We start from the raw sequence: 24,693 nt of genomic DNA, 5'->3' as shown, positions 1-24,693 counted from the left end.
GAACGGACGCTAGGCCGGTCCGCCCTGGTCCTTGAGATGCCGTTCCCAGGCAAGGGCATGACCGACGATGGCATCGAGATCGTTGAGCTGCGGTTCCCAGCCGAGCACCTTGTGGATGCGGTCTGCGCCTGCGACGAGCGCGGGCGGGTCACCGGGACGGCGATCGGCCATTTGGACAGGAAAGTCGACGCCCGAAAGCCGTTTGACGGTCTCCACGACGTCCAGGACCGAGAAGCCCCGGCCGTAGCCACAATTCAGGACCACACTCTCGCCGCCGGCCCGCAGGTAACGCAGAGCGTCGAGATGTGCCCGAACCAAATCACTGACGTGGATGTAGTCGCGCACGCATGTTCCATCCGGAGTCGGATAATCCGTTCCGTACACGTCGATCTTAGGCCGGACTCCCATCGCCGCCTCGCACGCGACCTTGATGAGATGCGTGGCCCGAGGCGTGGATTGTCCGATCCTGCATTGAGGATCCGCCCCGGCCACGTTGAAGTACCGCAAGGCCACGTAACGCAGCGGATGCGCCCGCGCCGTGTCGGCGAGCATTGTCTCCGTCATGAGCTTCGAGCTGCCGTACGGCGAAATGGGGTGCAGCGGTGCATCCTCGTCGACCGGCGAGTGCTCGGGTTCACCGTAAACGGCTGCCGAGGACGAAAAGACGAAATGCGGCACACCGGCATCAACCGCGCACGCCAACAGATTTCGGGAATTAGAGGTGTTGTTGCCGTAATAGCCCAACGGATCGACGACCGAGTCCGGCACAACGACCCACGCGGCGAAATGCATGATCGTGTCGATGGGGTAATCGCGCAGAAGCTGTCCGACCAGCTCCATGTCGCCGACATTGCCCTCCACGAACCGGGCTGCTTCCGGCACGGCAGATCGGAATCCCGTCGACAGATCGTCGAGAACGATGACGTCGTTGCCGGCGGCCAACAGCTCCAAGACCATATGGCTGCCGATATAACCGGCCCCACCCGTGACAAGTACACTCATTGGATCGTTTCCCGAAAATCCGCACGTCAAGCGCTGTATTTGTGCTATCGCAGAGGTGGTTTAGAGACTGCTAAACGCCATCGTTTGGTCTGTCTGGCTCGTTATCCCTGTGCCCGTTTCGCCTCCGGGCCCAGCCCGCAGCTCTGAGAGAGGATTTGATGCCTGCCCGCATTCGCAAAGCCGTATTTCCCGTCGCAGGACTCGGCACACGATTTCTACCCGCTACCAAAGCAATGCCCAAAGAAATGCTCACCGTGGTGGATCGGCCGTTGATCCAACACGTTGTAGACGAGGCGCGCGAAGCCGGCATCGAGCATTTGATCTTCGTCACCGGACGCAACAAGGGCGCCATCGAAGACCATTTCGACCGACAGCCGGAACTCGAGGAGACGCTAGCCGCGCGCGGCAAGACCGAAGCGCTCGAGATCCTCGCCGATTGCCTGCCCGACGCCGGCGAGGCGAGCTTCGTCCGCCAGCAGGCGCCCTTGGGACTGGGCCACGCGGTCTGGTGCGCCCGTGAGATCGTCGGCCACGAGCCCTTCGCCGTGATCCTGCCGGACGTTCTGGTGCAGGCGCCGGGCAAGGGATGCCTTGCGCAGATGCTCGACGTCTACAACAAGCATGGCGGCAATATTCTCGCGGTCGAACCTGTCCCCGATGACCAAACGAAGAACTACGGCGTGGTCGCGACAGGCGATGCGGAAGGAAATGTCTTTCCCGTCACTGGCATGGTCGAGAAGCCCGCGCCCGGCACCGCGCCCTCCAATCTAACCATCCTCGGCCGCTACATCCTGCAGCCCGAAATCTTCGATCTCTTGTCCGAACAGGGGGCCGGCTCGGGCGGCGAGATCCAGCTTACGGATTCCATGCTGAAGCTCCTGACCACGCAGCCCTTCTATGCGGTCGAATATGAAGGCCGCGCCTTCGATTGCGGATCGAAGTCCGGCTTCCTCGCGGCCAATGTCGCCTACGCGCTCGAACGGCCCGACTTGCGTGACGATGTCGTTGTCGAGATCAAGAAGCTGCTCTGATCGCCAACGCAGATCGACGGGGCGCGTCCGCGACCGCCTAGTTGCGGATACGGAGGCCGACGCGGATCTCGTTTTCGGCATATTCGTTGAAACGATCCGTCGACATGAAGTCCGTATGCTCATATTGGGTGTACACGGACATGTTCGGGTTGAAGAAGTACTCCATGGTGAGGCCCTCGCGCAGCCGCTCGTCGACGAGCGGATTGTCCGCATAGTCCGCCGTTTCGTAGCTCAGATAGCCGCCCACCACGAGATAGCGCCAAAACGCGTGCTGCAGCGACAGGCGGTAGCTCCGCGAGACGGCGCCGAGCGAATCAACCGTATTGGCGGTCGCGATCTGCGAGTTGGCGAGGAACTCGACAAGCGTCATTGGGGTCGGCATCCAAACGACGTCCGCGTTCAACAAGAACCCTTCGACCGGTGCGGTATCGTCGGCGATCGAGCTTTGCTCGCCCCAGCCGAGACTAATGTCGCCATAGAAGGCGTTGCTGACTGAGAACGTCATGCCGGCGAGCGTCGCGAACCCGTTCGAATCCCGCGTGAGGCCCGAGACCGTGACCGGCTGCTTGTACACGTCCTCGCTGATCTCCCCTTCCAGATAGAGGGACAGACCCGGGTTGAACTCGTAGGTACCGCGCAGGGTGAGTTCGTTCTCGCGATAGTCCCGGACATCGACGAGCGGGATGAACTGTCCCGTGACGGTCTCCGCCAGCGCCTGCTGCACGCCGGTCAGGTCTTGGTAGTCGAACGTCGAGATGCTGCCCTCGACCTCGACCGTCAGCCGATTGAAATTGTGCTCGGCCGACAGTGAGATCTGCTCCTCCTGCACATTCGTCTGGAACCCGGCGATGTTGGTGATGTCGACCGCGTTGCGGCCGTCCTGAGTTTGGGCCTTGCCCAGTTCGAGCTGCACATTGGTCCGCGCGCCGACGTCGAGCCGGCCGCGCAGCAGCGCCGCGTAGATCTTGTCGTCCTCCACGGAGAACCGGTTGAACCAGCTTCGGTCGGCAGTAAACTCGGCCTCGAAGGCGTGCCGCTCCCAATCCGATTCAAGGCGGACTTCCGGTGCGAACTCGAAGGCGTAGGCCGAGTTTCCGTTCGGCGTGCCCAGCACGTTGTCCGTGAAGATCATGCCGACATCAGCCTCGGCGAAGAGCAAAAAGCTGCCGAGGCGGGTGCCGAGCGGTTCGTAGGGATCGAGCTGGCGCACGCGCAGTCCAAGCGGATCGTCGGCCGGGTCGATATCCACGATGTCATCCCGCAGCGGCGTTTCCACGGGATCGCCGAAGGGATCGACTTCGCCCGGCGCTTCCGCCCTGCCCTCGTCGATGCCGAAGCCCGGAACCGCCTCGTCCGCCACGACCGTACCCCGAAGGCCGGGATCCACCGTCGAGGGTCTGAGCTGACGGCTGACGGTGACATCGGGGGCTTGCGCCGTCCCGCCCGAAGTGGCGTCGTCACCGAGTCCGCCGAGAGGGTCGGTGTCCTCAGCATCTGTGCCGAGACCGGTCGTTGAGCCGTCGTCGCCCAAACCGTCCCCGGCCGAATCCTCGACGAGGCCGCCCCTCAGCGGAAGCCCGAGCGAGCGAGCCGTCGGCGCGGCCGTCCCTGTACCGGTGGAAATGCCCGACGAAGGCGTGCCGATGCTGCCGCGCAAGCCTGGCGTGTCCTGCGCCACAGCCGGCGCAAGAGAGGCGGCAAGCATAGTGGCAGCGAGCACGCCCGCTGCGCTGGACGTTTGGCGACGCGGCAAGGACGCACCTCGATCGGACTTGGGCTTGTGCAAAGAGCTCTCGGCAGCGAGAGTTCCGCACCTGGACCCGTTGACCTATCGAGCCTAGGGGAAACAGGGTTAACGAGGCGTTTATCGGCGTCCCAAAACGGTCCTGGGCACTGGGTTTGGGAAAGAGGCTTGGCTTGACGTTTCAATGCCTTATTCCATGCTAGAATTGCGCGCCGCAGAGGGGGAATACGAGCCGATGTCCGTTGGTTTGAAACAGGATCTAGTTACAGCCGAAGACCACAGCGAGGCCGTCGCCTCGGCCACGCGAACGCTGCAGCTCGAAGCCCAAGGTCTGAGCGCCCTTCAGGAAGCGCTCTCCGGCGAACTTTCGGCGAACTTTGCCGCCGCGCTCGGCATTTTGCGGGGCTGCCGCGGCCGCGTCATCGTGACCGGCATGGGCAAGAGCGGCCATGTGGGCCTGAAGGTCTCCGCCACCCTGGCCTCTACGGGGACACCCGCCTATTTCGTGCACCCGAGCGAGGCGAGCCATGGCGACCTCGGCATGATCACCCCGGATGATGCGATTTTGGCATTTTCCTGGTCGGGAGAGACGGTCGAACTCGAGAATATCCTCTCCTATTCGCGCCGTTTCGCCGTACCGCTGGTGGCGATTACGTCCAACGCCGAATCCACGCTCGCAAAAGCTGCGGAAGTGGTTCTGGCTCTCCCTCGCACGAAGGAGGCCTGTCCGCACGGGCTCGCCCCGACCACGTCCACCATGATGCAGCTCGCTCTGGGCGACTGCATCGCCATCGCGCTGCTGGAAAGCAAGGGCTTCACGGCGCTCGACTTCGGCGTACTGCATCCCGGCGGCCAGCTCGGGGCCCGGCTGAAGTTCGTGGCCGATCTGATGCACGGGGAGACCGATCTTCCGCTGACCGACGCCGACACGGTGATGTCCGAAGCCATCGTTGTCATGACCGAAAAGGCGCTTGGCTGCCTTGGCGTCGTCAATCAAAACGGCGAACTGCAGGGCATCATCACCGACGGCGATCTGCGCCGGCATATGGGCAACGGCCTGCTGGATCGGCGTGCGGTAGAAATCATGACGCCTGCGCCGAAGACCGTGACGCGCGACATCATGGCGAGCGCGGCGCTGGAGATCATCAATGCCTCGGCCATCACGGCGCTGTTCGTCGTGGAGGACGGACGGCCCGTCGGCATCGTCCACATCCATGATCTTCTGCGCGCGGGCGTGGCCTAGGACGAGCGTCGCCTCACAAAAGCGAAGGGCAGGACAAGAACCGCCTAAGCAGCGATCGCTTCCTTGTCCTTTTTGTCCGCCACCGCTTCGTCCTTACGCACACGCGAGAACGAGCGGCCGGCATTCGACATCGCACCTGTCTCGGGATCGACATCGGCGATGGAGCGAACGAGCTCCGCATAGTGATAGTGCGTCGCCACCTTCAAGGCGTAGATGAACAGGATATGGGGCTCGCGCCAGCGCTTCTTCACCACCTGCGTTAATTGCTGACGGTAGCGGGCACGAAGATCCGGATCCTTCACGGCGCTCAGGAGACGCGAAGCGATCACACCAAAGCGCACATAATTGTAGGAGGCGCGCTTGGCCCACGCCCAGCGCCAGTCGTCCCAGTACGGGAGTTGGTGCACCGTGAACTTGAAGTCTTGATCGAAGAACTGTGAATCGAGGCGGCTGAAATAGGCGTCCGCTGAATAGGTCTCCTGCATCACCTCGATGAAGCCGTCCCGCAGTTCCGTCGACGACATGCCCAGCGGCACGACATTCGTGCCGTATAGGTCGGCGTCCTCGTCGTTGTTCAGGCGTCCTTCCTCCTTAAGACGCTTGAAGAGCGGCGTGGTCGGGATTGCGTGCAGCATCCCCACGAGAGCGGTCGAAATTCGGGCACGGGACAGAAACTCCGGCACGGCGGGAAAAATGGTCGTGTCGTCGTGATCGAAGCCGACGATCATGCCGCACCACACATCGATGCCATTGTCCTGGATGCGATGTACGCGGTCGATCAACGAACCCGCGTTGGGCCGCACGTTTTGCAGCTTCTTCGTCTCCTTGAGCGACTCCTCGTTCGGCGTCTCGATACCGATAAAGACGTTCTGGAAGCCCGCAAGGCCCATGAGCTCCATGAGCTCGTCGTCCTCGGCGAGATCGAGCGAGGCCTCCGTGAAGAGCGTCAACGGATAGGCGCGCGCCTGCTGCCACTCGATGATGTCGCGCAGAATGGGCTTGATGGCCTTCTTGTTGCCGATGAGGTTGTCATCCACCACGAAGACGATCTTCAAGCCGACCTCAAGAAACGATTCAAGCTCGGCGATGACTTGCTCGCTCGTCTTAAGACGCGGGCGGCGGCCGAAGGTCACGATGATGTCGCAGAATTCACACGTAAACGGACAGCCCCGCGAGATCTGCATGCTGCCGAACATATAGCGCTCCGCTTTGAGTAGATCGGCGCGCGGCAAGGGCAGCGTTTCGAGTTTGGTTTTTTCGGGCTGTTCGTAGCGGGACTTGTGCTCGCCTTTTTCCCACGCCTCAAGGAACGCCGGCCAAGTCTCGTCCGCTTCGCCCAAAAAGATCACATCCGTCAGTCCTTCCAGGGCTTCGGGCTCGACCGTGGCCATGGGGCCGCCGACGACCGTCATCACGCCGCGAGCGCGAACTTCTTCGAGAATCTCGAGGAGCCGGGTCCCTTGGATGCTCATGCCGGTCAAACAGACGAGGTCGGCACGCGCCAGACGGTCGAAGTCGATGTCCTCGACATTCTCGTCCACCAGCGTCACGTCATGGTGGTCGGGCACAAGAGCGGCCAGCAGTGCCAGGCAGGCGACCGGCAAATTGGCCTTCTTGCCAAAGAGCGGCATACAGTGCTCGAACCCCCAGAAAGAGATGTCGAAGCGCGGATTGACGATGACGATATCGGCCATGATGTCCTTCTAATGCGAGCGATTCTCTCTTCTACTTGATACTGGTCTAGTGATACGGGGAAACAACAGTCGCCCCCCTAGACTGTTCCGGGCGACCATAACCGATTTTCGGCCGGCGCGCTGACCCAAATCAAGGCTCAGGGATAATGCCCTCAAGTTCCGTCGATATTGTGATTGTTGGTGGCGGAATTCATGGCGCTGCGATCGCGCGCGACGCAGCAGGCCGCGGCCTCAAGGTCATGCTGGCGGAACGCGAGGATTATGCCAGTTTCACGTCCTCGGCCTCCTCGAAGCTGGCGCATGGCGGCTTGCGCTACCTGGAGCACATGGAGTTCGGACTCGTGCGCGAGTCCTTAAGCGAACGCGCCGGCCTATTGAAGACCGCGCCGCATTTGGTCTCGCCCCTGAAGTTCCTCCTGCCCATTTTCGACTGGCAGAAGCGCAGCGCCTGGTTCGTCCATACGGGCCTGGCGCTCTACGACCTGCTCTCGCTCGGCGGCGAAATGCCGGGAAGTGGCCGTCTATCGCAAAGCGACGTCGAGGCCCTGCCGCATTTGCGCCAGGACCATCTCAAGGCCGTGCTGCATTATCACGATGCCCATGCGGATGACGCGAGGCTGACCCTGAGCGCGGCCCTCGACGCGCGGGCGCGCGGCGCCGACGTCGCCAATCGCCGCGCGGTGACGGCGATCGCGCCCCGCGAGAGCGGCTACGGGGTCACGATCAGCGAGGGTGGGCAGACCAAAGAGATCGACGCCCGCTTCATCGTCAACACGGCGGGGCCCTTCGTCGGCGAGGTGGATGCCATGATCACCGACGGCCCCTCACCTCAGGACGTCCGTTTCGTGCGGGGCAGCCATGTCGTGCTGCCCATGCCGGACCCGCCGGAGACGTGCGCCTACACACTCCAGGACGAGGGCGAACGCATCATCTTCTCCATTCCCTGGCTCGCGGGGAAGTTCCTCATGATCGGCACCACCGACATTCCCCAGGGCGGCGCGCCCGGCCATGCCGCCTGCTCCCCCGACGAGAAGAAATACCTGCTTGACGCGTACAACCGCTATTTCGCCCGGACCGGTGGGCCGGCAACCGAAAGCGATATCGTTTTCGATTGGGCAGGCTTGCGAACGCTGCACGGGCGCCCGGACGAAGATCCCAGCCGCATAACCCGGGAGGTAACGCTGGAGACGGCGCCCCAAGGGAACGGAGGGTTTCTGTCGCTGGTGGGCGGCAAGCTCACCACCCACCGCGCCACGGCCGAGCGGGTGCTGGCCAAGCTTCAATCGATGGGGTTGGACATGGGGCCGCCCTGGACCAAGGGCGTGCCTCAATATGGCGGGACGCTGGATCGAGACGCGCTGCGTACCCGCGCGGAAGAAGGTCCGGCGGCGATTGCACCGCAAACGCGTCAGCGCTGGGCCTTCACCTATGGCGATAAGATCGACGATCTGTACGCGGCGCTTGAAAAGGACCCGGCCGTTGCCGAAGAAATCGCTCCGGGCGTCCCGCGGGTGGAGTTGGAGCATGTTGCGACAGTTGAGGACGCAAGCACGGCCGAAGACTTCCTCTGGCGCCGCACCAAGCTGGAGCTGTCTCTGGACCAGCCATCACACGATAAGGTTGAAGAATGGTTCTTGTACAACTAAAGTGAGGTGTCGCACCACACTCTAGCGCCGGGGGGACCATGCCCAACTTCAGGCTGGAACAGGGCAAACGCTACAGGGCCGAGATCAAGCTCAAGTTCTTCGAAAAATGGGCCTCCAACGACCGGGTCGCGACCGAAGTCGAGAAGGTCGGCTTCTCGGATGTGGAGGTCACGGGCTCGGGCGGAACACGGATCGGCAAGGCGACGTGGTCGAACGATACAATGACCGTCCCGTTGCCGAGCAGGATCCAGAACCCAATCGAAATCTAAGCGTTTCGTGCCCTCGCCCCACCCCAGGCAGTTGATGCCCGCGTCGCCACGAACTAGGACATGACCTGGAATCTGGCCATGCGTGCCATGCAGCTTCGGGGGATTGATGTCTGAGTTTACGGTCGAGAAGGGCAAGCGCTACCGCGCGACGATTACACTTGGATTGCTCCAGAGCTTCGCCTCCAACGAGATGGTCGCGGGCCATCTGATCGAGGCTGGCTTCAGCGATGTGCATGTCACCGGTTCGGGCAGCACCCGGATCGCTACCGCGCTCTGGGACAAAGACACCGTCACAGGTCCGATCCCGGACGAAATTTCAGAGATTTCGGCGCTGGCCTAGACGCTTGCGGCTTAGGCGCCGGTTTTCGCCGGCTCCACTTTCAATATGGACCCGTCCGCGCCGACCACCGTGACCTGCGCGCCCTTGGGCAAGGCAGGTCCCTCGACGCGCCAGATCGTGTCGCCCACGCGCACGCTGCCGCGGCCGTTTGCGATCGGGTCCACCAGTTCGTGGGTCTCACCGATGAGTTGCGCCGCACGCTGATTGAGAAGGGGCGCATCCGTCTCGGTCGGGTTCTTCCGTAAGTATCGGTTGACCAGAATCACTGTGACGAGAGACAGGCCGCAAAACCAGATGAGCTGCCACTGCCACGCCACCTCGTAGCGCAAGGCAATGACCCCGGTCACGAGCGCGGCGAGCCCGAACCACATGAAGAAAATTCCTGGCGCGAGCATTTCGAACACAAGCAGCGCAGCCGCCAGGATCAACCAAATCCAAGGACCGAGAGTGACAATTGTTTCCATCATCGTGGAGCGTCCCTAGCGCCTTGTCCCTAGACCCTGGGCACCGAACCGCCGCGCGGCGGCCGCGGGCTGTTGGGTGACGGCGTGGCTTCGGACGAGTCTCTGGCGAAAGCTTCCCGCGCAATCTCGGCGACGCCCGCTACCGAACCGATCACGGAGGAGGCTTCGAGCGGCATAAGCATGACCTTCTGATTTGGCGCCGCGGCCAACGCCTTCAGCGCGTCCACATAGTTGTTGGCGACGAAGTAATTGATCGCCTGGACGTTTCCCGACGCGATCGCCTCGCTCACCATCGCCGTCGCCCGCGCTTCGGCCTCGGCTTCGCGTTCACGCGCCTCGGCATCGCGGTAGGCTGCTTCGCGCCGGCCCTCGGCCGCCAGAATCTGTGCTTGCTTTGTGCCCTCGGCCTCCAGGATGGCCGCCTGCCGCTCGCCTTCCGCGGTCAGGATCGCCGCGCGCTTGTCTCGCTCGGCCTTCATCTGGCGCGCCATGGCGTCGACCAGATCGCGCGGCGGCTCGATATCCTTTATTTCGATACGGGTGACCTTGACGCCCCAGGAGTGCGTCGCGTCATCGACCACCGTCAGCAAACGGTGATTGATCTCGTCGCGCTCGGACAAGAGCTTGTCCAAATCCATCGAGCCCATCACCGTACGGATATTCGTCATGGTGAGATTGAGAATGGCGCTTTCGAGGTCGGTCACCTCGTAGCTGGCCCGAGGCGCATCGAGCACCTGGAAGAAGGCCACGCCGTCGACCCGCACCATGGCATTGTCCCGGTAATCACCTCCTGGCTCGGCACGTTGACCACCTGCTCCATCATGTTGAGCTTGCGGCCGATGCGGTCGATGAAGGGAATGATCAGGCCGAGGCCCGGCGTCAGGGTGCGCGTGTACCGTCCGAAACGTTCGACGGTGTAATTGTAGCCTTGCGGCACGATCTTGACCGCCGACATCACGGTCACGACGAACAGGACCAGCAGCGCAATCGCAAAAATATCGAAACCGAACATTCGGCATCCTCCCCAAAGCGTCCGGGCGTCGCCCAGCCGGCGCCAAATCAGCGTGACCGGCCACGATCCGAGCCCACGATCTTTCCATAGATGGGGTGGCCAGGGCGGTATTTAAGGGGTTTTGCGGGAAGATAGCCACCGGTGACGGTGCGCAACCGGCGGCCTGGTTACTGGGCGATATACTGCATGATGTCTTGCGCCGCCGCTGATGCCGCCGCCTCGGCTGCATCGCCCCAGCGCCGGTCGAGCGATCCTTTCGGAATCACATTGGTCTGCGTCACATTCCCGAGGCGCAAGCCTTCGGGGCCGAACACCGTCCAATCGATCCGGATCGTTTGTTCGCCGCGGCCTGCCGGGAACAAGCGCACCATGCCTTGAATCTCATAGGCTTGCGCGGCGGGCGTGCCCGTGACGGTGAACCCGCGATTGAGGAGTTGGTTCGACAGCGCGTTCTCGAGCGCCTCTTTCCCGTCGCCCGGCGCACCGACGACATCGATGAAGGCCCACCGCTCCTCGTCCGCACCCGCGGATTGGGCCATCGCGGCCGCGCTTGCAAGCAGCGCGAAGGCGATCCCCAAGAACGCAAAACGAAACATCGACTTCCGACCCCTCTCTAGTCGACCCAACCCTTCAGCTCGCGCTCAACGAGATGAAGCAAGACGCGGATACCGCCCTCGGAGTCATTCAGGCAAGGGACAAAGCTGAACTTTTCGCCGCCGTGCTCGAGAAAGATCTCACGGGCCTCGCCGTTGATCTCTTCCAAGGTCTCGACGCAATCCGCGGCGAAGCCCGGCGTGAGGATGGCCATCCGCTTGACGCCCTCGCGGGCGAGCGCCTCAACCGTCTTGTCCGTATAGGGCTGCAGCCACTCCGCCCGGCCGAAGCGGGATTGAAACGTCGTCATCAACTTGTCTCCGAGCGGCCCGAGTGCCCGCCGCAGCGCGTCGCTCGTGTCCATGCACTGGCACTGATACGGGTCGCCCTTCTCCACGTACTCCTTGGGGAGGCCGTGATAGGAGGCGAGGATCACCTCAGGCTCGAACTCGAGTGTCGCCAGATGGTCCCGGATCGAATCCGCAAGCGCCTCGATGTAGATGGGATCGGACGGATAAGGCGGCACCGTGCGCAGAGCCGGCTGCCAACGCATCGACTTGAGCTTGTCGAAGACCATATCGTTGACCGTCGCCGTCGTGGCCGCGGCATATTGCGGGTAGAGCGGAAACACAAGCAGTCTGGCGCAGCCTTGTTCGACGAGCGCCTGCACCCGGTCAACGATAGCCGGATTGCCGTAGCGCATGGCCCAGTCGACGATCACCTCTTCCCGATGACCGAGCCCGTCGGCAATCTTCTCGGCCTGGGACCGGGTGATGGTCCGCAAGGGCGACTCATTCAGTTCCTCGTTCCAGATCGAGCGATACGCTTCGCCGCTCTTGGACGGGCGCGTGGTCAACACGATGCCGTTGAGGATCGGCCACCAGATCAGCGGATTGACCTCGATCACCCGGCGATCGGATAGAAACTCCTTGAGATAGCGCCGCATCGACCAGTAGTCGGTGTCGTCGGCGTGCCCAAATTGACCAAAAGCACGCCGATCTTGCCGAAAGGCTGGGAACGGCAATCGAAGGGCTCGGAAAAGGCGTTCGCTGGCGGGCTCTCATTCATCGGCGCACTCCTCGTGCTGGCCTCTCAAGGCATGCCCGTAGATAGAATATCGTACCGGCCAAGCCTAGTCTCGTCAGACTGCAGCGCGAAATTTCTCCGCATCTTCGAGGATTTGCGCGTGGTCGAAGGCGAGACGCTCGGCCCGCCAGTCATCGACCCACTCGGCGGCCGCGGCATCGTCGCCGGCGACCGGAATCGCCGACACCGGCAAGCGCGCGAGGAAAACGGTGCTCACCGTATGGCCTCGGGATCGCGTTCCGGGTCCGAATACACGCCGACGAGCAGGAGATCGCCGACCGTGAGCCCGGTCTCTTCACGCAGCTCCCGGCGGCACCCGTCCTCGACCGTCTCGCCGACATCCAAAAAGCCCCCCGGCAGCGCGTAGCAACCCTTGAAGGGCTCATGCCCCCGGCGAATAAGGAGGACCCGCCCGCGCGGATCGAAGACCACGCAATCGACGGTGAGTGCTGGTGTTTTCGGAAAGCCCATCAGATCAAGTCCGCCACAACCGTGAGACACGCCACCACTGGAACTAGGACCTCGGCGAACCGCTAGAACGGCCGCGCCGGTCCGAGCGAGGCGAGGAATAGCAGAAGCCCGATCGTCATCACAAACAGGGCGCCGCCGATCGCGCAAACCGTCCACACTGCCTCCGCCCACCGCGTATTCTCACCGCCGATCGCAAGGGCGAGATTGCGCGAGCCGATCGCCAAGGAGGCGAGAACCGCGACCGTGATCGCCGTGCCGAGCGCCATGGCGAAGGTCGAGGCGACTCCCGCCCAGAACAGCCCTTGCGCCAGCGCGAAGACGAGAACGAGGACTGCGCCGGAACACGGCCGAATGCCGACCGATAGAACCACAGCCCAAATCTTGCGCCACGTCATCGGCTGGGCAATCTCACGCACGTCGACGATATGACCGCAAACCTCGCACGACTCATGGTCGTGATCGTGATGATGGTGACCGTGCTCATGATCATGGGCGTGGGCGTGATCGCCATCGTCGTGGTGATGACTGTGATCGTGGTGATCATGCCCCTCGCCGGCTTCCGCTGCACCCCGGCGGCGCCAGACTCTCCAGAGCGTCGATACGAGGAGCGAAAGACCGACCAGGAAAACCAGCGCGTAGCTGGCGCTCTCCAATTGCTTGACCCAGCTGTTGACCTCGATGCCCGTGCCCTTAAGCGCAACGATCAGAACACCGACCAACGCGACCGCCATCAAGCCTTGAACCGCCGCCGCGAGGAACGAGATGAGGATGCCGCGGCGCACCGTTTCTCTGTTGGCAAGCACATAGGACGAGATGATCGCCTTGCCATGGCCCGGCCCCGCTGCATGGACGATGCCGTAGACGAAGCTGAGCCCCGCAAGCCAAAGCCCGGCGCGCCAGGCATTCCCCTCCTTGAGTTTTTTGATCGTCGCCGCGAGCGGCCGCAGCAGTTTTTGCTGTGTCTGAATAATCCACGTCTGCAACCTGCCGAACGTCCCCTGCGCGGTGAGGGGCGCAGATTGGACAGGTGCGGCCTGCGGCCCGGGCGCACTGTTCGGTGCACCGAACGCCGACGGTGGCGCTTGAGGCTTGGCCGGCGCCCCGAACGCCGAGGGCGGCGATTGCGGCGCCTGCGCCTGCGCCTGCGCCTGCCCGAACGGCATGATCGCCAGAACAAGCAGAGCCAAACATCCCAGAACGGTTCTTGCTATTGCCCGCCGCATGTCACCGTCACGGTCTGCGCGAACTGCGACCCGTAATTGGAGTCCGGCCCGAGCTGGCTGAAGAAAGATTCGGTCAGTGCCTTGGCGTCTTCGGCCGCCTCCGGATCGGATGCCACGACCTTGACCACGCAACCGGGCGCAGATCCGTCAATCTTGACGGGATCCTTGTCGGCGAAACCGAACGCAACGAAGAACGATGGATCGTAGACATCCAGCGTGACGCCCTTGGGGCCCGGAGCGAGAGGCGACTCCAGCGGCAGTGTGAAATGGAGCGTCAGCGCCGTGCCGTCATACTCGACCCAATAGTCCTGCGGTCCTTTCAGCGGCAGAAACTGCTCTTCGCCTTCCTGCCGGATGAACGTGAAATAGTCGAAGTCCTTCAGGGATTCGACGTTCACCTTGGCAAGCGGTTCGAGTTCGTCCCGCGCGTAAGTGCCATCGCCATTGGTATCGAGCCCCTGCACCGCCATGGCGCTGTAGAACTCGTCGAAGGTCCAGGCTTGTTTTACGCCGGTGATTTCCTTGTCCGGACCGAAGACGACTTCGGAGCGCACGGTCGCCCAGACATGGGGGTGAGCCTCCACGGAGGCCGCGAAGCCGGTAACAGTCGCTCCCAAAAGCGCCACGCATAGGGCCGCGCGCATCGCGCGCCCGCTCCAATATGGCAAGGCTCCGCTCCTTTGATTCGAAGCGCGTGGATTAGGCCTGAATTATGGAGGATTGGGGGCTGGAACGAAATGACATCCTCTGAGGCTTTAGGGAAGCGCTCCGAAAGAGGATGTGTCCAGGATCGTGAAAGAAAGAAGAAAAGAAAATGGCGGGCCCGGAGACCGGGCCCGCCGAAACTTGCGTTCGGTTCTTACGAACCGCCGCCCGGAAGCTTCTGCAGCTCCGTGTTCACGTTCGTGAAGATACCCGTCAGGGTGCCACCGACCGCGCTCACGATGGTGATGATGGCAACGGCGATGCCAGCAGCAATCAGGCCATACTCAATAGCGGTTGCGCCGGACTCGTCTTTTACAAAACGCTTGATAGAAGTCATCTGGACTCTCCCATTACACTTAGAACTCTCAACATCGGCCCCGTACGCACTCCGTTTGGCCCGTGGAACCTGATGTGGAAGCTAGCAGCCAGCCGTTAGACATAGGTTAAATCGATCCGCTAAAGTCGGGAGCGCTAAGGTAAAAAATCCCTTAACGCAAAATCCGCAAAATCACGCAAATCTGCGGTTTTGTTCTGGCCGTTAACCTGGGACTTACTTCCTATTTACTTGGGATTTACCATGTGACGCTGACGGCCGTTCCTATCGAAACCCGCTGATAGAGATCGGCCACATCTTGATTGAACATGCGGATGCAGCCATGAGACACCGACTGGCCAATGGACCAGGGCGCATCGGTGCCGTGAATGCGGTAAAGGCTCTTGCCGAGATACATCGCCCGGACCCCCAGCGGATTGCGCGGATGCCCGCCCGGCACATAGGCCGGTAGATCGGGGTTCTCCCGCCGCATTTCAGCCGTCGGCGTCCATCCGGGGTTCACGCGCTTCTCGCTGACATAGGTTTCGCCGGACCATCGCGCTTCGCCCTTGGGAGCCGCGATCGGGTAGCTGATGGCTCTCCCGCCCGGCAGGATGTAATAGAGCCGGGCCCGCCCAAATTGGACGAAGATCGTGCCGGGCTTATAGCCGGGCGGCACGGACACCAGATGACGTCCCACCACTTGGGGCCGTTGTGGCTGAGAAGATAAGGCCGAATCGAACAGACCCGCCGAGACTTGGGGTGCCGGCAACGCGGCGAGCGCCGCCGCAAGCCCTGCGGCGGCCGGAAATCCGAGGATACGCATGACAAAACCTCGTTACGCTTCTTTGCATGAAACGTGCGGTGATTCTGGTTAGCGAAATCCAAACGGGCGTCCTGGGGCGGGAAAGTGCTCGGACGGTCAGGCTGGGCGGACGCCGGTGACGATGTGAACGTGGGCGTCCATGTGGACGGCCCCGTCGCGTTCGTGCTGGGCGTAGCGCTGGGTCAGGCGTTGGCGGACGTCGGCATTGACGGCCGCGTCGGCCTCGGCAAGCAAATCGCCGAGAGAGAAGGCCGACAGCGCGAAATCCACGGCCGCCTCCGGCGGGACCCCGCCTCCAAGAGGGATCGTGCCGCGCCAATCGCGGACCTCGAGATCGCCGAGCCCGGCGGCCTTCAGAATGCCCAACAGCTTTTCGCCGCCTGCGTAGCGAAACGGTCCCGGCGCGTCGGGATCGGGCTTCGGCACATCCATGACTTCGGCGACCGCATCGCGAAGGCTGGTCATCCAGGGGTTTTGGCGCGGCGGGCCCCAGACGGCGAAGGCGATCCGGCCGCCGGGTGCGAGCCAGGACGCGAGGTTGGAAAAGGCGGCCTCAGGGTCGTCGAAGAACATGATGCCGAAGCGCGAGAACAGCCGGTCATAGGAGCCGGCGGGCGCGGCTGCGTTCTGCGCATTGGCGATATGAATGGCGATGTCGCCCGTTTCGGCCGCGGCGCGTGTCCGCGCCTTGTCGACAAGGGCGGGTGAAATATCCAGCCCGTGCACGCTGCTCCCCGCAGGCGCCTGGCGAAGAACTTTGAGCGTGGTGCCCCGCCGCCGCAGCCGATCTCCGCAATCCGGAGCGGACCGTCCAGCTGAAGCGCATCGATCAGCGGCGCATCGACCGGATCGAGCGTGGCTTCCATGGCGGTGAGCTGATCGCACCATTTTTGCCCGCGTTCATGGGCCCAATCATCCGCCGAAACATTCTGTGCCAGGGGCTGGGGATGGTTCTGGCTCTGAGACTGGGTCATGGGCAAATTCTTCCTTCTCTTATCGATGCGGTACTTAGATGACCGCCCGGACACGGGGACGCAAGCGCGGCATTTGCGCCGCCTGGACCCAAATTGGAGGGCCCTGCCGGACGTCCTTTCTTGACTCATCCCCGACTCGGGAGTAAGAACAAAACAGGAACGAGAGTGGAGTGTCAGTAATGCGTAACAACGTTCCAGACGGCGATCTTAGTGCCCTCGTTCCGCCGGCTGACGTTGAAGAAAGAGCAGGCGGTCTCACGGGGAGGGTCTTGATCGAGCGGCTACGGGCATCCATCCGGGCGCTCGAGCAGGTTCCCGTCTCCCTAGCCATCCCCCCCGCGCCGGGTGCGGCCCCTTCCCGTCCCGCCTGCTCTTTGACGCCTTCCTCTCCCACCCCGGGCACCGCGAACGCCCCCTCCTCGCACAATCCTTTGAGCACGCTGCACCAAGCGGGGCTGCACGAGATCAAACCGCATGCCTATCGCGACACGCCGGCGGGGCTTGGCCTTGCCCTGTCCGTGATCGCCGACATCCAACGCCAAGGCCCGGGAGCGGTACTGTGGTGCATGACGCAGCGGCACGCCCAGGAATGGGGACGCCCCTACGGCCCCGGCCTCTTCAAAGCGGGGCTCGACCCGGCGCGCGTCCTCATCGTCGAAACGCGCACCGCGGACGAAGCCGCCTGGGCCCTGGAAGAAGGGCTGAAGAGCGCCGCGCTGATCGCAGGCCTGGCCCAAACCGAGATCAAGACGCAGCTCATAGCCCGGCGCTTGGGGCTCGCCGCCCGCGCCGCCGGCACGCCGTGCTTCCTCCTCACCGGTCATGGCGAGGCGAAGATCCCCGGCACGCTCACACGCTGGCGGATCGCCACGGAGGCCAGCGCCCATATCCCTTTCGACACGGGCGCCGGCTTCGGCGAGGGCGCCCATTTCGGCGAAGGGACACCCGGCCCCGCCTGCTGGCGCCTCTCCCTCGAACGCAGCCGGGTTGGGGCGGCAAGCCCTCAAGTAGGCTGTGCTCAAGTAGCGCAAAGCGCGGTAGCACAAGAAGAGAGGCCGGTAGCGCAAACATCAAGCCCTCAAGCAGCGCAAGGCGCGGTAGGGCAGACAATAAGAGAAGGCGCACGCTTTCATGTGCAGGCCGGTCATGACGGCCCGCCTGAGACGGATGGTCTGCGTGTGGTTCCCGCATCTTCCGATCGAGCGGCTGACGCAGGAGCGCTTGCGCGCGGGCCACGCACCGCCACCGGCTAAAGCACCCTTCGCGCTTGTGGGCAGCGATACGCACGGGCTCACTCTCACGGCCCTCAACATCCCCTGCCGGCAGGAGGGGCTGAGCCCCGGCATGCGGCTGGCCGATGCCCGCGCAATCTGCCCCGCGCTCCTCACCGAGCCCAACGCGCCCAGGAAGGACGCGGCCTTTCTGGAATCCCTCGCCCGCTGGACCTCGCGCTACAGCCCGTCCCTCAATGTGGACGGCGCGGATGGCCTCTGGCTCGACGTGACCGGGGTCGCGCATCTTTTCGGCGGCGAGCCCGAACTGCTGGCTGATCTCAAAGACCGTCTTGCCAGGCTCGGTTTCCGCGCTCGGCTTGGCTGCGCCGGTACGCTCGGGGGCGCCTCGGCGTTGGCGCATTTCGCACGGCGCAGTCCTGCCATCGCTGCGCCCGACACTCTGCCGGACACGCTCGCACCTTACCCCATCGAGGCCCTGCGCCTCGAGCCTAATACAATTCTCCTCTTGCGGCGGCTGGGGCTGAAACGCATCGGCCAGCTTTACGGCCTGCCGCGCGCCAGCCTCGAACGGCGCTTTCATTCAAGGGACGCCGCCGAAAGCGTCCTGCGCCGCCTCGACGAAGCGCTGGGACGAAGGAACGAAACACATGCGCCGCTTCTGCCCGCGCCGGATTTCGTGGCACGCCTCTCTTTTACCGAACCACTCATCTCCCACGACGGAGTGCTTGCCGGTCTTGAACATCTCGCCGGCGAGCTTTGCGGCATGCTCGCGCGCGCACGCGCCGGCGCCCGGCGTGTGGTGCTGTGGGCCGCGCGCGCGGACGGCTCCTCCGTCGCACTCGAAGCCGGCTTGAGCGCGCCATCGGCGACGGCGGCCCATCTGGTGCGCCTTCTCAAGGAGAAGCTCGACACGATCGACATGGGGTTCGGCGTCGACCTCATGACCTTCGCGGCGCTCGCCGTCGATGATCTGTCCCCGGAGCAAACCGCCCTCAGCGCGGCGGCCCGCAAGCCGGGCCCGGAAAAACTCATCGACGCGCTTGCCAGTCGCTTGGGCGCGCGAACCGTGCGCCGCCTGTTTCCGCAACAGAGCCACATCCCCGAGCTTGCGCAAACGACGCGTAGCGCCTTTGCGAAACTGCCGGCCTGGAACGACGAGGCCACCAACACTCCTTTGGAGAAACCGCCGCGACCGCCCCTTCTGCTCGCGACACCGGAAAGCGTGACCGTGATGGCGGAGATCCCCGAAGGGCCGCCGCTCCGCTTCACCTGGCGGCGCGTCAACCGCCGCGTCGTCAAGGCGGAAGGGCCTGAGCGCATCGCGCCCGAATGGTGGCGCGTCTTTGACGGCAGCCCTCCGCAGCGCACGCGCGATTACTACCGCATCGAGGACGAGGACGGGTGCCGCTACTGGGTCTTCCGCGAGGGGCTCTATCAGGAACGGGACGAGGTGCGCGATGGCGATCCCCCGCGCTGGTTCCTGCATGGGGTATTCCCATGACTAGTCATTCCATGATGACTCCCGCCGAACCCCGCTATGCCGAACTCGACGTCACCACGAACTTTACGTTTCTGCGTGGCGGCTCCCATGGCGAGGAACTCGTGAAGCAAGCCGCCGCGCTCGGCCATGCGGCCATCGCGGTCGCGGACGCCAATACGCTCGCCGGCGTCGTGCGGGCGCATATCGCGGCGAAGGAGGCCGGCATCCAATTCATCGTCGGGGCGCGATTGATCTTGCGGGATGCTCCGTCGCTTCTCGCCTATCCCACGTCCCGCGCGGCCTATGGCAGGCTATGCCGCCTGCTGACACGCGGGCAGCGCCGCGCCGAGAAGGGCGCGTGCCGTCTCATGCTCGACGACGTGGCGGAACACGCGGACGGACTGATCTTCATCGCACTGCGGGAAGCCGCGGACACGGACGATGAGCGTTTTGAAAAAGAACTCTTGCGCCTCAAAAAAGCGCTGGCGGCCCCGCTCTATCTCGCCGCCCATCACGGCTACCGCGGTGATGACCGTATACGGATCGAAAGAGCTGCAAGCCTGGCCCGCCGCACGCGCATCCCGCTCATCGCCACCGGAGCCGTGCTGTATCACGCGCCGGAGCGCCGACCGCTCCAGGACGTGCTCACCTGCATTCGAGAAAAATGTTCGCTTGGCGAAGCAGGCTTCCATCTCGAAGCAAACGCGGAGCGGCATTTGAAAGCGCCCGCCGAGATGGCGCGGCTGTTCAAAGGCTACGAAAAAGCGCTGGAGCGCACGGTCGAGATCGCACAAGCGTGCCGCTTCTCCCTCGACGAATTGAAATACGAATATCCGGACGAACCGGTTCCCGAAGGCAAGACCCCGCAAGGACACCTGGAGGAACTCGCCTGGGAGGGCGCCGCCTGGCGCTTCCCGGACGGCATCCCGGACAAAGTCCGCGACACGATCGAGAAGGAGCTCGTGCTCATCGAGGAACTCAACTACGCGCCTTATTTTCTGACCGTCTACGACATCGTGCATCACGCGCGCAGCCTCGGCATTCTGTGCCAAGGACGCGGCTCGGCCGCCAATTCCGCCGTGTGCTATTGCCTGGCCATCACCAATGTCGACCCCACCGAGATCGACCTTCTGTTCGAACGCTTCGTCTCGCCCGAACGCCGCGAGCCGCCCGACATCGACGTGGACTTCGAGCACGAGCGCCGCGAGGAGGTGATTCAATATATCTATGCCCGCTACGGCCGCGACCGCGCGGGCCTTGCGGCGACCGTCATTTCTTATAGAGGCCGCTCGGCCGTGCGCGAGGTGGGCAAGGTGCTCGGGCTTTCCGAGGACACCGTCGCCGCACTTGCCGGCACGATCTGGGGTCTCAGCAATAAGGGGCTGCCGGAGAAATATGTGCGCGAAGCGGGGCTCGACCCGTCCGACCCGCGCCTTGCGCGCTGTCTGACCCTGGCCCATGAGCTGATCGGCTTCCCCCGGCATCTGTCGCAGCATGTGGGCGGCTTCGTGCTGACGCGCGGGCCTCTGTCCGAGCTTGTGCCCATCGGCAATGCGGCCATGGAAGACCGCACCGTCATCGAATGGGACAAGGACGATCTCGACGCGCTCGGACTTCTAAAGGTCGATGTGCTCGGCCTCGGCATGCTCACCTGCATCCGCAAGGCCTTCGCGCTTCTGCAGGAGCACTACGACATAGATCTCACGCTCGGCACCGTGCCGCGCGAAGACCCAGCCGTGTACGACATGCTCTGCCGCGCCGATTCCATCGGCGTGTTCCAGGTAGAGAGCCGCGCGCAGATGAACATGCTGCCGCGCCTGAAGCCGCTCTGTTTCTATGATCTCGTTATCGAAGTCGCCATCGTGCGGCCCGGCCCGATCCAGGGAGACATGGTGCATCCTTATCTGCGCCGTCGCTCCGGCGAGGAGAAGGTCGCGTTTCCTTCGCCCCATTCCGATCACGGACCGCCGGACGAGCTGCATCAAGTGCTCGGCAAGACCATGGGCGTGCCGTTGTTCCAGGAACAGGCCATGCGCCTTGCCATGGTGGCCGCGAAATTCACCGGCGACGAAGCGAATGAGCTGCGCCGCGCCATGGCGACGTTCCGGCGGCGCGGCACGATCGGCACGCTTCAGGACAAGATGGTCGGCCGCATGACCGCGCGCGGCTATCCGCAAGATTTCGCCGAACGCTGTTTCAACCAGATCAAGGGGTTTGGCGATTACGGCTTTCCTGAAAGCCACGCGGCGAGCTTTGCCCATCTCGTCTATGTGTCGTCCTGGCTCAAATGCCATTACCCGGACGTGTTCGCCTGCGCGCTGCTGAATTCCCAACCCATGGGCTTCTATGCGCCGGCCCAGATCGTGCGCTGTGCCCGCGAACATGGTGTCGAGGCGCGCGCGCCCGACATCAATCACAGCCATTGGGACTGCACGCTGGAGAAGCTGCCCACAGTCCCTCAAATAGGCGAAGAGCCAGTAGGAAAAGGAACAAGCCCTCAAGTAGCGCGAAGCGCGGTAGGGCAAATAAAATGCGCTCTGCGGCTGGGCCTGAGGCAGATCGATGGCTTTCGCGAGGCCGACGCCGATCAGGCCGTAACCCGGCGCGACCGCCCCTATGCCGACATTCAGGACCTATGGCGCCGCAGCGGTCTCGGCCGCGCCGGCATCGAGCGGCTCGCATCCGCCGATGCGTTCCGCTCGCTCGGGCTCGACCGGCGGCAGGCGCTTTGGGCCGTGCGCGGGCTCCCCAAAGAGATTGCCCTGCCGCTGTTCGAACATGCGCAGGCCACGGAAATGGGCCGCGAGCCGGATGTGGCGCTCCCGGCCATGAAGCTGCCCGAGCATGTGGTGAACGACTACCGGACGCTCCGGCTCTCGCTCAAAGCCCACCCGATGTCGTTCCTGCGCGCGCAAGTCAGCGCCGCCCGCATCGTCTCATGCGGCGCGGTCAAAGGAATGAGGGACGGCGCACGGGTCAGCGTCGGCGGCGTGATCCTGGTGCGCCAGCGTCCCGGCTCCGCCTCCGGCGTAGTGTTCATGACCATCGAGGACGAGACCGGCGTCGCCAACGCGGTGATTTGGCCCTCGGTGCTGGAGCGCATGCGCAAAGTGGTCATGGGCGCGCGGCTCGTAGTGATCCATGGCCGTATCCAGCGGCACGAAGACATTATTCATGTCGTCGCGGAGCGGCTCGAAGACAAAAACGACTGGCTGGATAGCCTGTCCGAAGACGACGAGCTTGAAGCCGCGTTGGCCAACGCGGACGAAGTGCGCCGCCCCGATCCGGGCTCCTGGCGCTCATCGCAGCCCAAGCCCGGCCTCATGCCGCCGCTCGCCGCCGCCGATCACGTCAAACGCCCCGAGACCAGCGAGCCGCGCCGCAAGGGCGAAGACCGGCACCCGCGTTGGCATCCGCGCTGTCACCCCCGTGATGCCCGTATCATTCCCAAATCCCGCGACTTTCACTGAGAAGGAGGCTAACGGACGCGTGACTAGCGAGCGCCGCGAAAGTCGATATGCTGCGCCCCATGCTGCACCCGAAAAGACTCTCGTATCGCGTACTCGCCGTCCTCGCGGTCTTCTCCCTCCTCACATTTCCGGCCCACGCCCTCGACCTGCCCGAGGGCGCGAGCGGTCTGGCGCAGAAGCCGGTCGTCAAAACCAAGAAACACATGATCGTCGCGGCGCATCCCCTCGCCGCAGAGGCCGGGCTCGAGATGCTGCGCAAAGGCGGCGCGGCCATCGACGCCGGCATCGCGACGCAAATGGTGCTGACTCTGGTCGAACCGCAATCATCCGGTATCGGCGGCGGCGCCTTCATCCTCTATTGGGATGCCGCCCAGGAAACGCTGACGAGCTTCGACGGCCGCGAGACGGCGCCCGCCGGGGCCACGCCGGAGCTGTTTCTTGATGCGGTCGGCCAGCCCCTGCCGCGCCGCGTCGCCATGCATAGCGGGCGTTCCGTCGGCGTTCCCGGTGCGCTGGCGGTCCTCAAGCTCGTGCACGACGAATACGGCAAGCTGCCTTGGGCCGAATTATTCCAGCCCGCCATCAAGCTTGCCCGCGACGGCTTCCCGGTCTCCGCGCGGCTCTCGACGCTGCTTGGCGGTGCCGACCTCAACACGTTCGATGCGGCCGCGCGCGCCTATTTCTTCGACAAGAACGGCAAACCTCACCCGCCCGGAACCATCCTCAAGAACGAAGCGCTGGCTCAGACCCTCGAGACCATCGCCAATGAGGGGATCGACGCGTTCTACAAAGGCCCGATCGCGGCGGATATCGCCAAGACCGTGCAAAACGACCGGCGCGGCGCGGGGACCTTGAGCGAAAGCGACTTCGCGAGCTATCGGCCCAAGAAGCGCGAGCCCGTCTGTGTGCCCTATCGCGGCTCGTCCGTCTGCGGCATGGGTCCGCCGTCCTCGGGCGCCGTCGCGGTGGGGCAAACGCTTCAACTGATCGAGCCCTTCGATCTAGGCGCCACTCCCATGGAAGCGAACGCCACTCATGCGATCCTGGAAGCGGAACGGCTCGCCTTCGCCGACCGGGCGCGCTACCTGGCAGATCCCGGCTTTGTGGACGTGCCTGTCGAGGGGCTGCTCGACAAGGAATACTTGGCGGAGCGGCGCAAGCTGATCGACCCCGAACGCGCCGCTGAAAGCGTCACCCATGGAACCCCGCCGAATCTCTCCAGCGCTTTCGGACGCGACGCTACCAAGGAGAAAGGCGGCACGAGCCATGTGTCCGTGGTCGACGACAGCGGCGATGCGTTTTCCATGACCACGACGATCGAGACCGCCTTCGGTGCCCGCAGCATGGTGCACGGCTTTCTATTGAACAATCAGCTGACGGACTTTTCTTTTCTGCCGAAGGACGAGGACGGCAACGACATCGCCAACCGCGTGGAACCCGAAAAGCGGCCGCGCAGTTCCATGGACCCGACCATGATCTTCGGTCCAGACGGTGATCTCGATTATGTGCTGGGATCGCCCGGCGGTCCGGGCATCATTCTATTCAACCTGAAGGCGATCATCGCCATGATGGATTGGGGGCTGGATCCGGCTGAAGCGGCCGCGCTCGTCAACTTCGGCGGGACGCCACGAGGCGTTCTCCTCGAGACCGGCGCCGAGTGGGACGACCTCGCCAGCGCGCTCACCGCAAAGGGCCACTCGGTGAAGCGTATTCCCATGACCAGCGGACTGCACATCATCGCGGTCAGACCCGACGGCCTAGAAGGCGGCGCCGATCCGCGCCGCGATGGTGTCGCACTCGGCGATTGAACACTTGGTATCGGCGTGCGTGACGGCTATGGCTCTGTCCGCACGCAAGAGCAGGCAATTCGA

General features: G+C 63.6%; 21 protein-coding genes and 2 pseudogenes. 9 read left to right on the top strand and 14 right to left on the bottom strand.

Going from position 1 to position 24,693, the window contains the following annotated elements:
• Positions 1 to 9 precede the first annotated feature (9 nt).
• Complete coding sequence (gene galE, locus DCY11_RS10720) at positions 10 to 1,002, bottom strand: UDP-glucose 4-epimerase GalE (RefSeq protein WP_108682880.1); 993 nt, start codon at positions 1,000 to 1,002, stop codon at positions 10 to 12.
• Positions 1,003 to 1,160: 158 nt separating this feature from the next.
• Here galE and galU point away from each other — a divergent pair, with 158 nt between their 5' ends.
• Positions 1,161 to 2,033, top strand: a complete 873-nt coding sequence (gene galU, locus DCY11_RS10715) for a UTP--glucose-1-phosphate uridylyltransferase GalU (RefSeq protein ID WP_108682879.1) — start codon at positions 1,161 to 1,163, stop codon at positions 2,031 to 2,033.
• Positions 2,034 to 2,070: 37 nt separating this feature from the next.
• Here galU and DCY11_RS10710 read toward each other — a convergent pair whose 3' ends face one another.
• Complete coding sequence (locus tag DCY11_RS10710) at positions 2,071 to 3,753, bottom strand: outer membrane beta-barrel protein (protein WP_159079954.1); 1,683 nt, start codon at positions 3,751 to 3,753, stop codon at positions 2,071 to 2,073.
• Positions 3,754 to 4,012: 259 nt separating this feature from the next.
• On the opposite strand from DCY11_RS10710, the gene DCY11_RS10705 reads away from it, so the two are divergent.
• On the top strand, positions 4,013 to 5,020 hold the full coding sequence (locus DCY11_RS10705; protein ID WP_108683791.1) for an SIS domain-containing protein: 1,008 nt from the start codon (positions 4,013 to 4,015) through the stop codon (positions 5,018 to 5,020).
• A gap of 44 nt (positions 5,021 to 5,064) precedes the next feature.
• Here DCY11_RS10705 and DCY11_RS10700 read toward each other — a convergent pair whose 3' ends face one another.
• Positions 5,065 to 6,714: a B12-binding domain-containing radical SAM protein gene (locus DCY11_RS10700; RefSeq protein ID WP_108682877.1), complete on the bottom strand. Its 1,650-nt coding sequence runs from the start codon at positions 6,712 to 6,714 to the stop codon at positions 5,065 to 5,067.
• Positions 6,715 to 6,860: 146 nt separating this feature from the next.
• On the opposite strand from DCY11_RS10700, the gene glpD reads away from it, so the two are divergent.
• From glpD to DCY11_RS10685, 3 genes are all read left to right on the top strand, one after another.
• On the top strand, positions 6,861 to 8,360 hold the full coding sequence (glpD, locus tag DCY11_RS10695) for a glycerol-3-phosphate dehydrogenase (RefSeq protein ID WP_108682876.1): 1,500 nt from the start codon (positions 6,861 to 6,863) through the stop codon (positions 8,358 to 8,360).
• Positions 8,361 to 8,398: 38 nt separating this feature from the next.
• Positions 8,399 to 8,629 carry a hypothetical protein gene (locus tag DCY11_RS10690; RefSeq protein ID WP_108682875.1) on the top strand — a complete coding sequence of 77 codons (231 nt, stop codon included), beginning with the start codon at positions 8,399 to 8,401 and terminating at the stop codon, positions 8,627 to 8,629.
• A gap of 106 nt (positions 8,630 to 8,735) precedes the next feature.
• On the top strand, positions 8,736 to 8,969 hold the full coding sequence (locus tag DCY11_RS10685; protein ID WP_108682874.1) for a hypothetical protein: 234 nt from the start codon (positions 8,736 to 8,738) through the stop codon (positions 8,967 to 8,969).
• An 11-nt stretch (positions 8,970 to 8,980) separates the two neighbouring features.
• On the opposite strand, the gene DCY11_RS10680 is transcribed toward DCY11_RS10685, so the two are convergent.
• From DCY11_RS10680 to DCY11_RS10635, 11 genes and pseudogenes are all read right to left on the bottom strand, one after another.
• Positions 8,981 to 9,436: an NfeD family protein gene (locus DCY11_RS10680; protein ID WP_108682873.1), complete on the bottom strand. Its 456-nt coding sequence runs from the start codon at positions 9,434 to 9,436 to the stop codon at positions 8,981 to 8,983.
• A gap of 26 nt (positions 9,437 to 9,462) precedes the next feature.
• Positions 9,463 to 10,445: pseudogene (locus DCY11_RS10675) on the bottom strand (SPFH domain-containing protein).
• 167 nt (positions 10,446 to 10,612) lie between these two features.
• Entirely contained in the window at positions 10,613 to 11,041 is a 429-nt protein-coding gene (locus tag DCY11_RS10670) for a hypothetical protein (protein WP_108682872.1), read from the bottom strand.
• Between the two features lie 17 nt (positions 11,042 to 11,058).
• A pseudogene (gene hemH, locus DCY11_RS10665) lies at positions 11,059 to 12,107 on the bottom strand (ferrochelatase).
• 73 nt (positions 12,108 to 12,180) lie between these two features.
• Entirely contained in the window at positions 12,181 to 12,342 is a 162-nt protein-coding gene (locus DCY11_RS15760; RefSeq protein WP_208430449.1) for a hypothetical protein, read from the bottom strand.
• A complete protein-coding gene (locus DCY11_RS15755; protein ID WP_208430448.1) occupies positions 12,339 to 12,596 on the bottom strand; it encodes an NUDIX hydrolase in 258 nt (85 codons plus the stop codon). Before DCY11_RS15755 ends, DCY11_RS15760 begins: the two co-directional genes overlap by 4 nt.
• A gap of 62 nt (positions 12,597 to 12,658) precedes the next feature.
• Positions 12,659 to 13,783: a nickel/cobalt transporter gene (locus DCY11_RS10655; RefSeq protein ID WP_159079953.1), complete on the bottom strand. Its 1,125-nt coding sequence runs from the start codon at positions 13,781 to 13,783 to the stop codon at positions 12,659 to 12,661.
• A 20-nt stretch (positions 13,784 to 13,803) separates the two neighbouring features.
• Complete coding sequence (locus tag DCY11_RS10650) at positions 13,804 to 14,463, bottom strand: DUF1007 family protein (protein WP_108682870.1); 660 nt, start codon at positions 14,461 to 14,463, stop codon at positions 13,804 to 13,806.
• 215 nt (positions 14,464 to 14,678) lie between these two features.
• Positions 14,679 to 14,861 carry a Flp family type IVb pilin gene (locus DCY11_RS10645; protein WP_108682869.1) on the bottom strand — a complete coding sequence of 61 codons (183 nt, stop codon included), beginning with the start codon at positions 14,859 to 14,861 and terminating at the stop codon, positions 14,679 to 14,681.
• 235 nt (positions 14,862 to 15,096) lie between these two features.
• Positions 15,097 to 15,663, bottom strand: a complete 567-nt coding sequence (locus DCY11_RS10640) for a L,D-transpeptidase (RefSeq protein ID WP_108682868.1) — start codon at positions 15,661 to 15,663, stop codon at positions 15,097 to 15,099.
• A 96-nt stretch (positions 15,664 to 15,759) separates the two neighbouring features.
• Entirely contained in the window at positions 15,760 to 16,389 is a 630-nt protein-coding gene (locus DCY11_RS10635) for a class I SAM-dependent methyltransferase (RefSeq protein WP_245409344.1), read from the bottom strand.
• Between the two features lie 679 nt (positions 16,390 to 17,068).
• Here DCY11_RS10635 and DCY11_RS15570 point away from each other — a divergent pair.
• From DCY11_RS15570 to ggt, 4 genes are read left to right on the top strand one after another with little or no spacing between them, the layout of a single operon-like run.
• Complete coding sequence (locus DCY11_RS15570) at positions 17,069 to 17,890, top strand: hypothetical protein (RefSeq protein ID WP_159079952.1); 822 nt, start codon at positions 17,069 to 17,071, stop codon at positions 17,888 to 17,890.
• Positions 17,784 to 19,373: a DNA polymerase Y family protein gene (locus tag DCY11_RS10630; protein WP_159079951.1), complete on the top strand. Its 1,590-nt coding sequence runs from the start codon at positions 17,784 to 17,786 to the stop codon at positions 19,371 to 19,373. Before DCY11_RS15570 ends, DCY11_RS10630 begins: the two co-directional genes overlap by 107 nt.
• A complete protein-coding gene (locus DCY11_RS10625) occupies positions 19,370 to 22,822 on the top strand; it encodes an error-prone DNA polymerase (protein ID WP_305791431.1) in 3,453 nt (1,150 codons plus the stop codon). Before DCY11_RS10630 ends, DCY11_RS10625 begins: the two co-directional genes overlap by 4 nt.
• Before the next feature lie 47 nt (positions 22,823 to 22,869).
• The gene (gene ggt / locus DCY11_RS10620; protein WP_245409343.1) at positions 22,870 to 24,630 is read left to right on the top strand and encodes a gamma-glutamyltransferase; all 1,761 of its coding nucleotides are present in this window, start codon (positions 22,870 to 22,872) and stop codon (positions 24,628 to 24,630) included.
• The last annotated feature ends 63 nt before the right edge of the window (positions 24,631 to 24,693 follow it).

The organism is Methyloceanibacter sp. wino2 (assembly GCF_003071365.1).
GTDB lineage: Bacteria > Pseudomonadota > Alphaproteobacteria > Rhizobiales > Methyloligellaceae > Methyloceanibacter.
The sequence above is the reverse complement of the archived record's forward strand: the minus strand, read 5'-3'. Positions and strand labels throughout refer to the sequence as shown.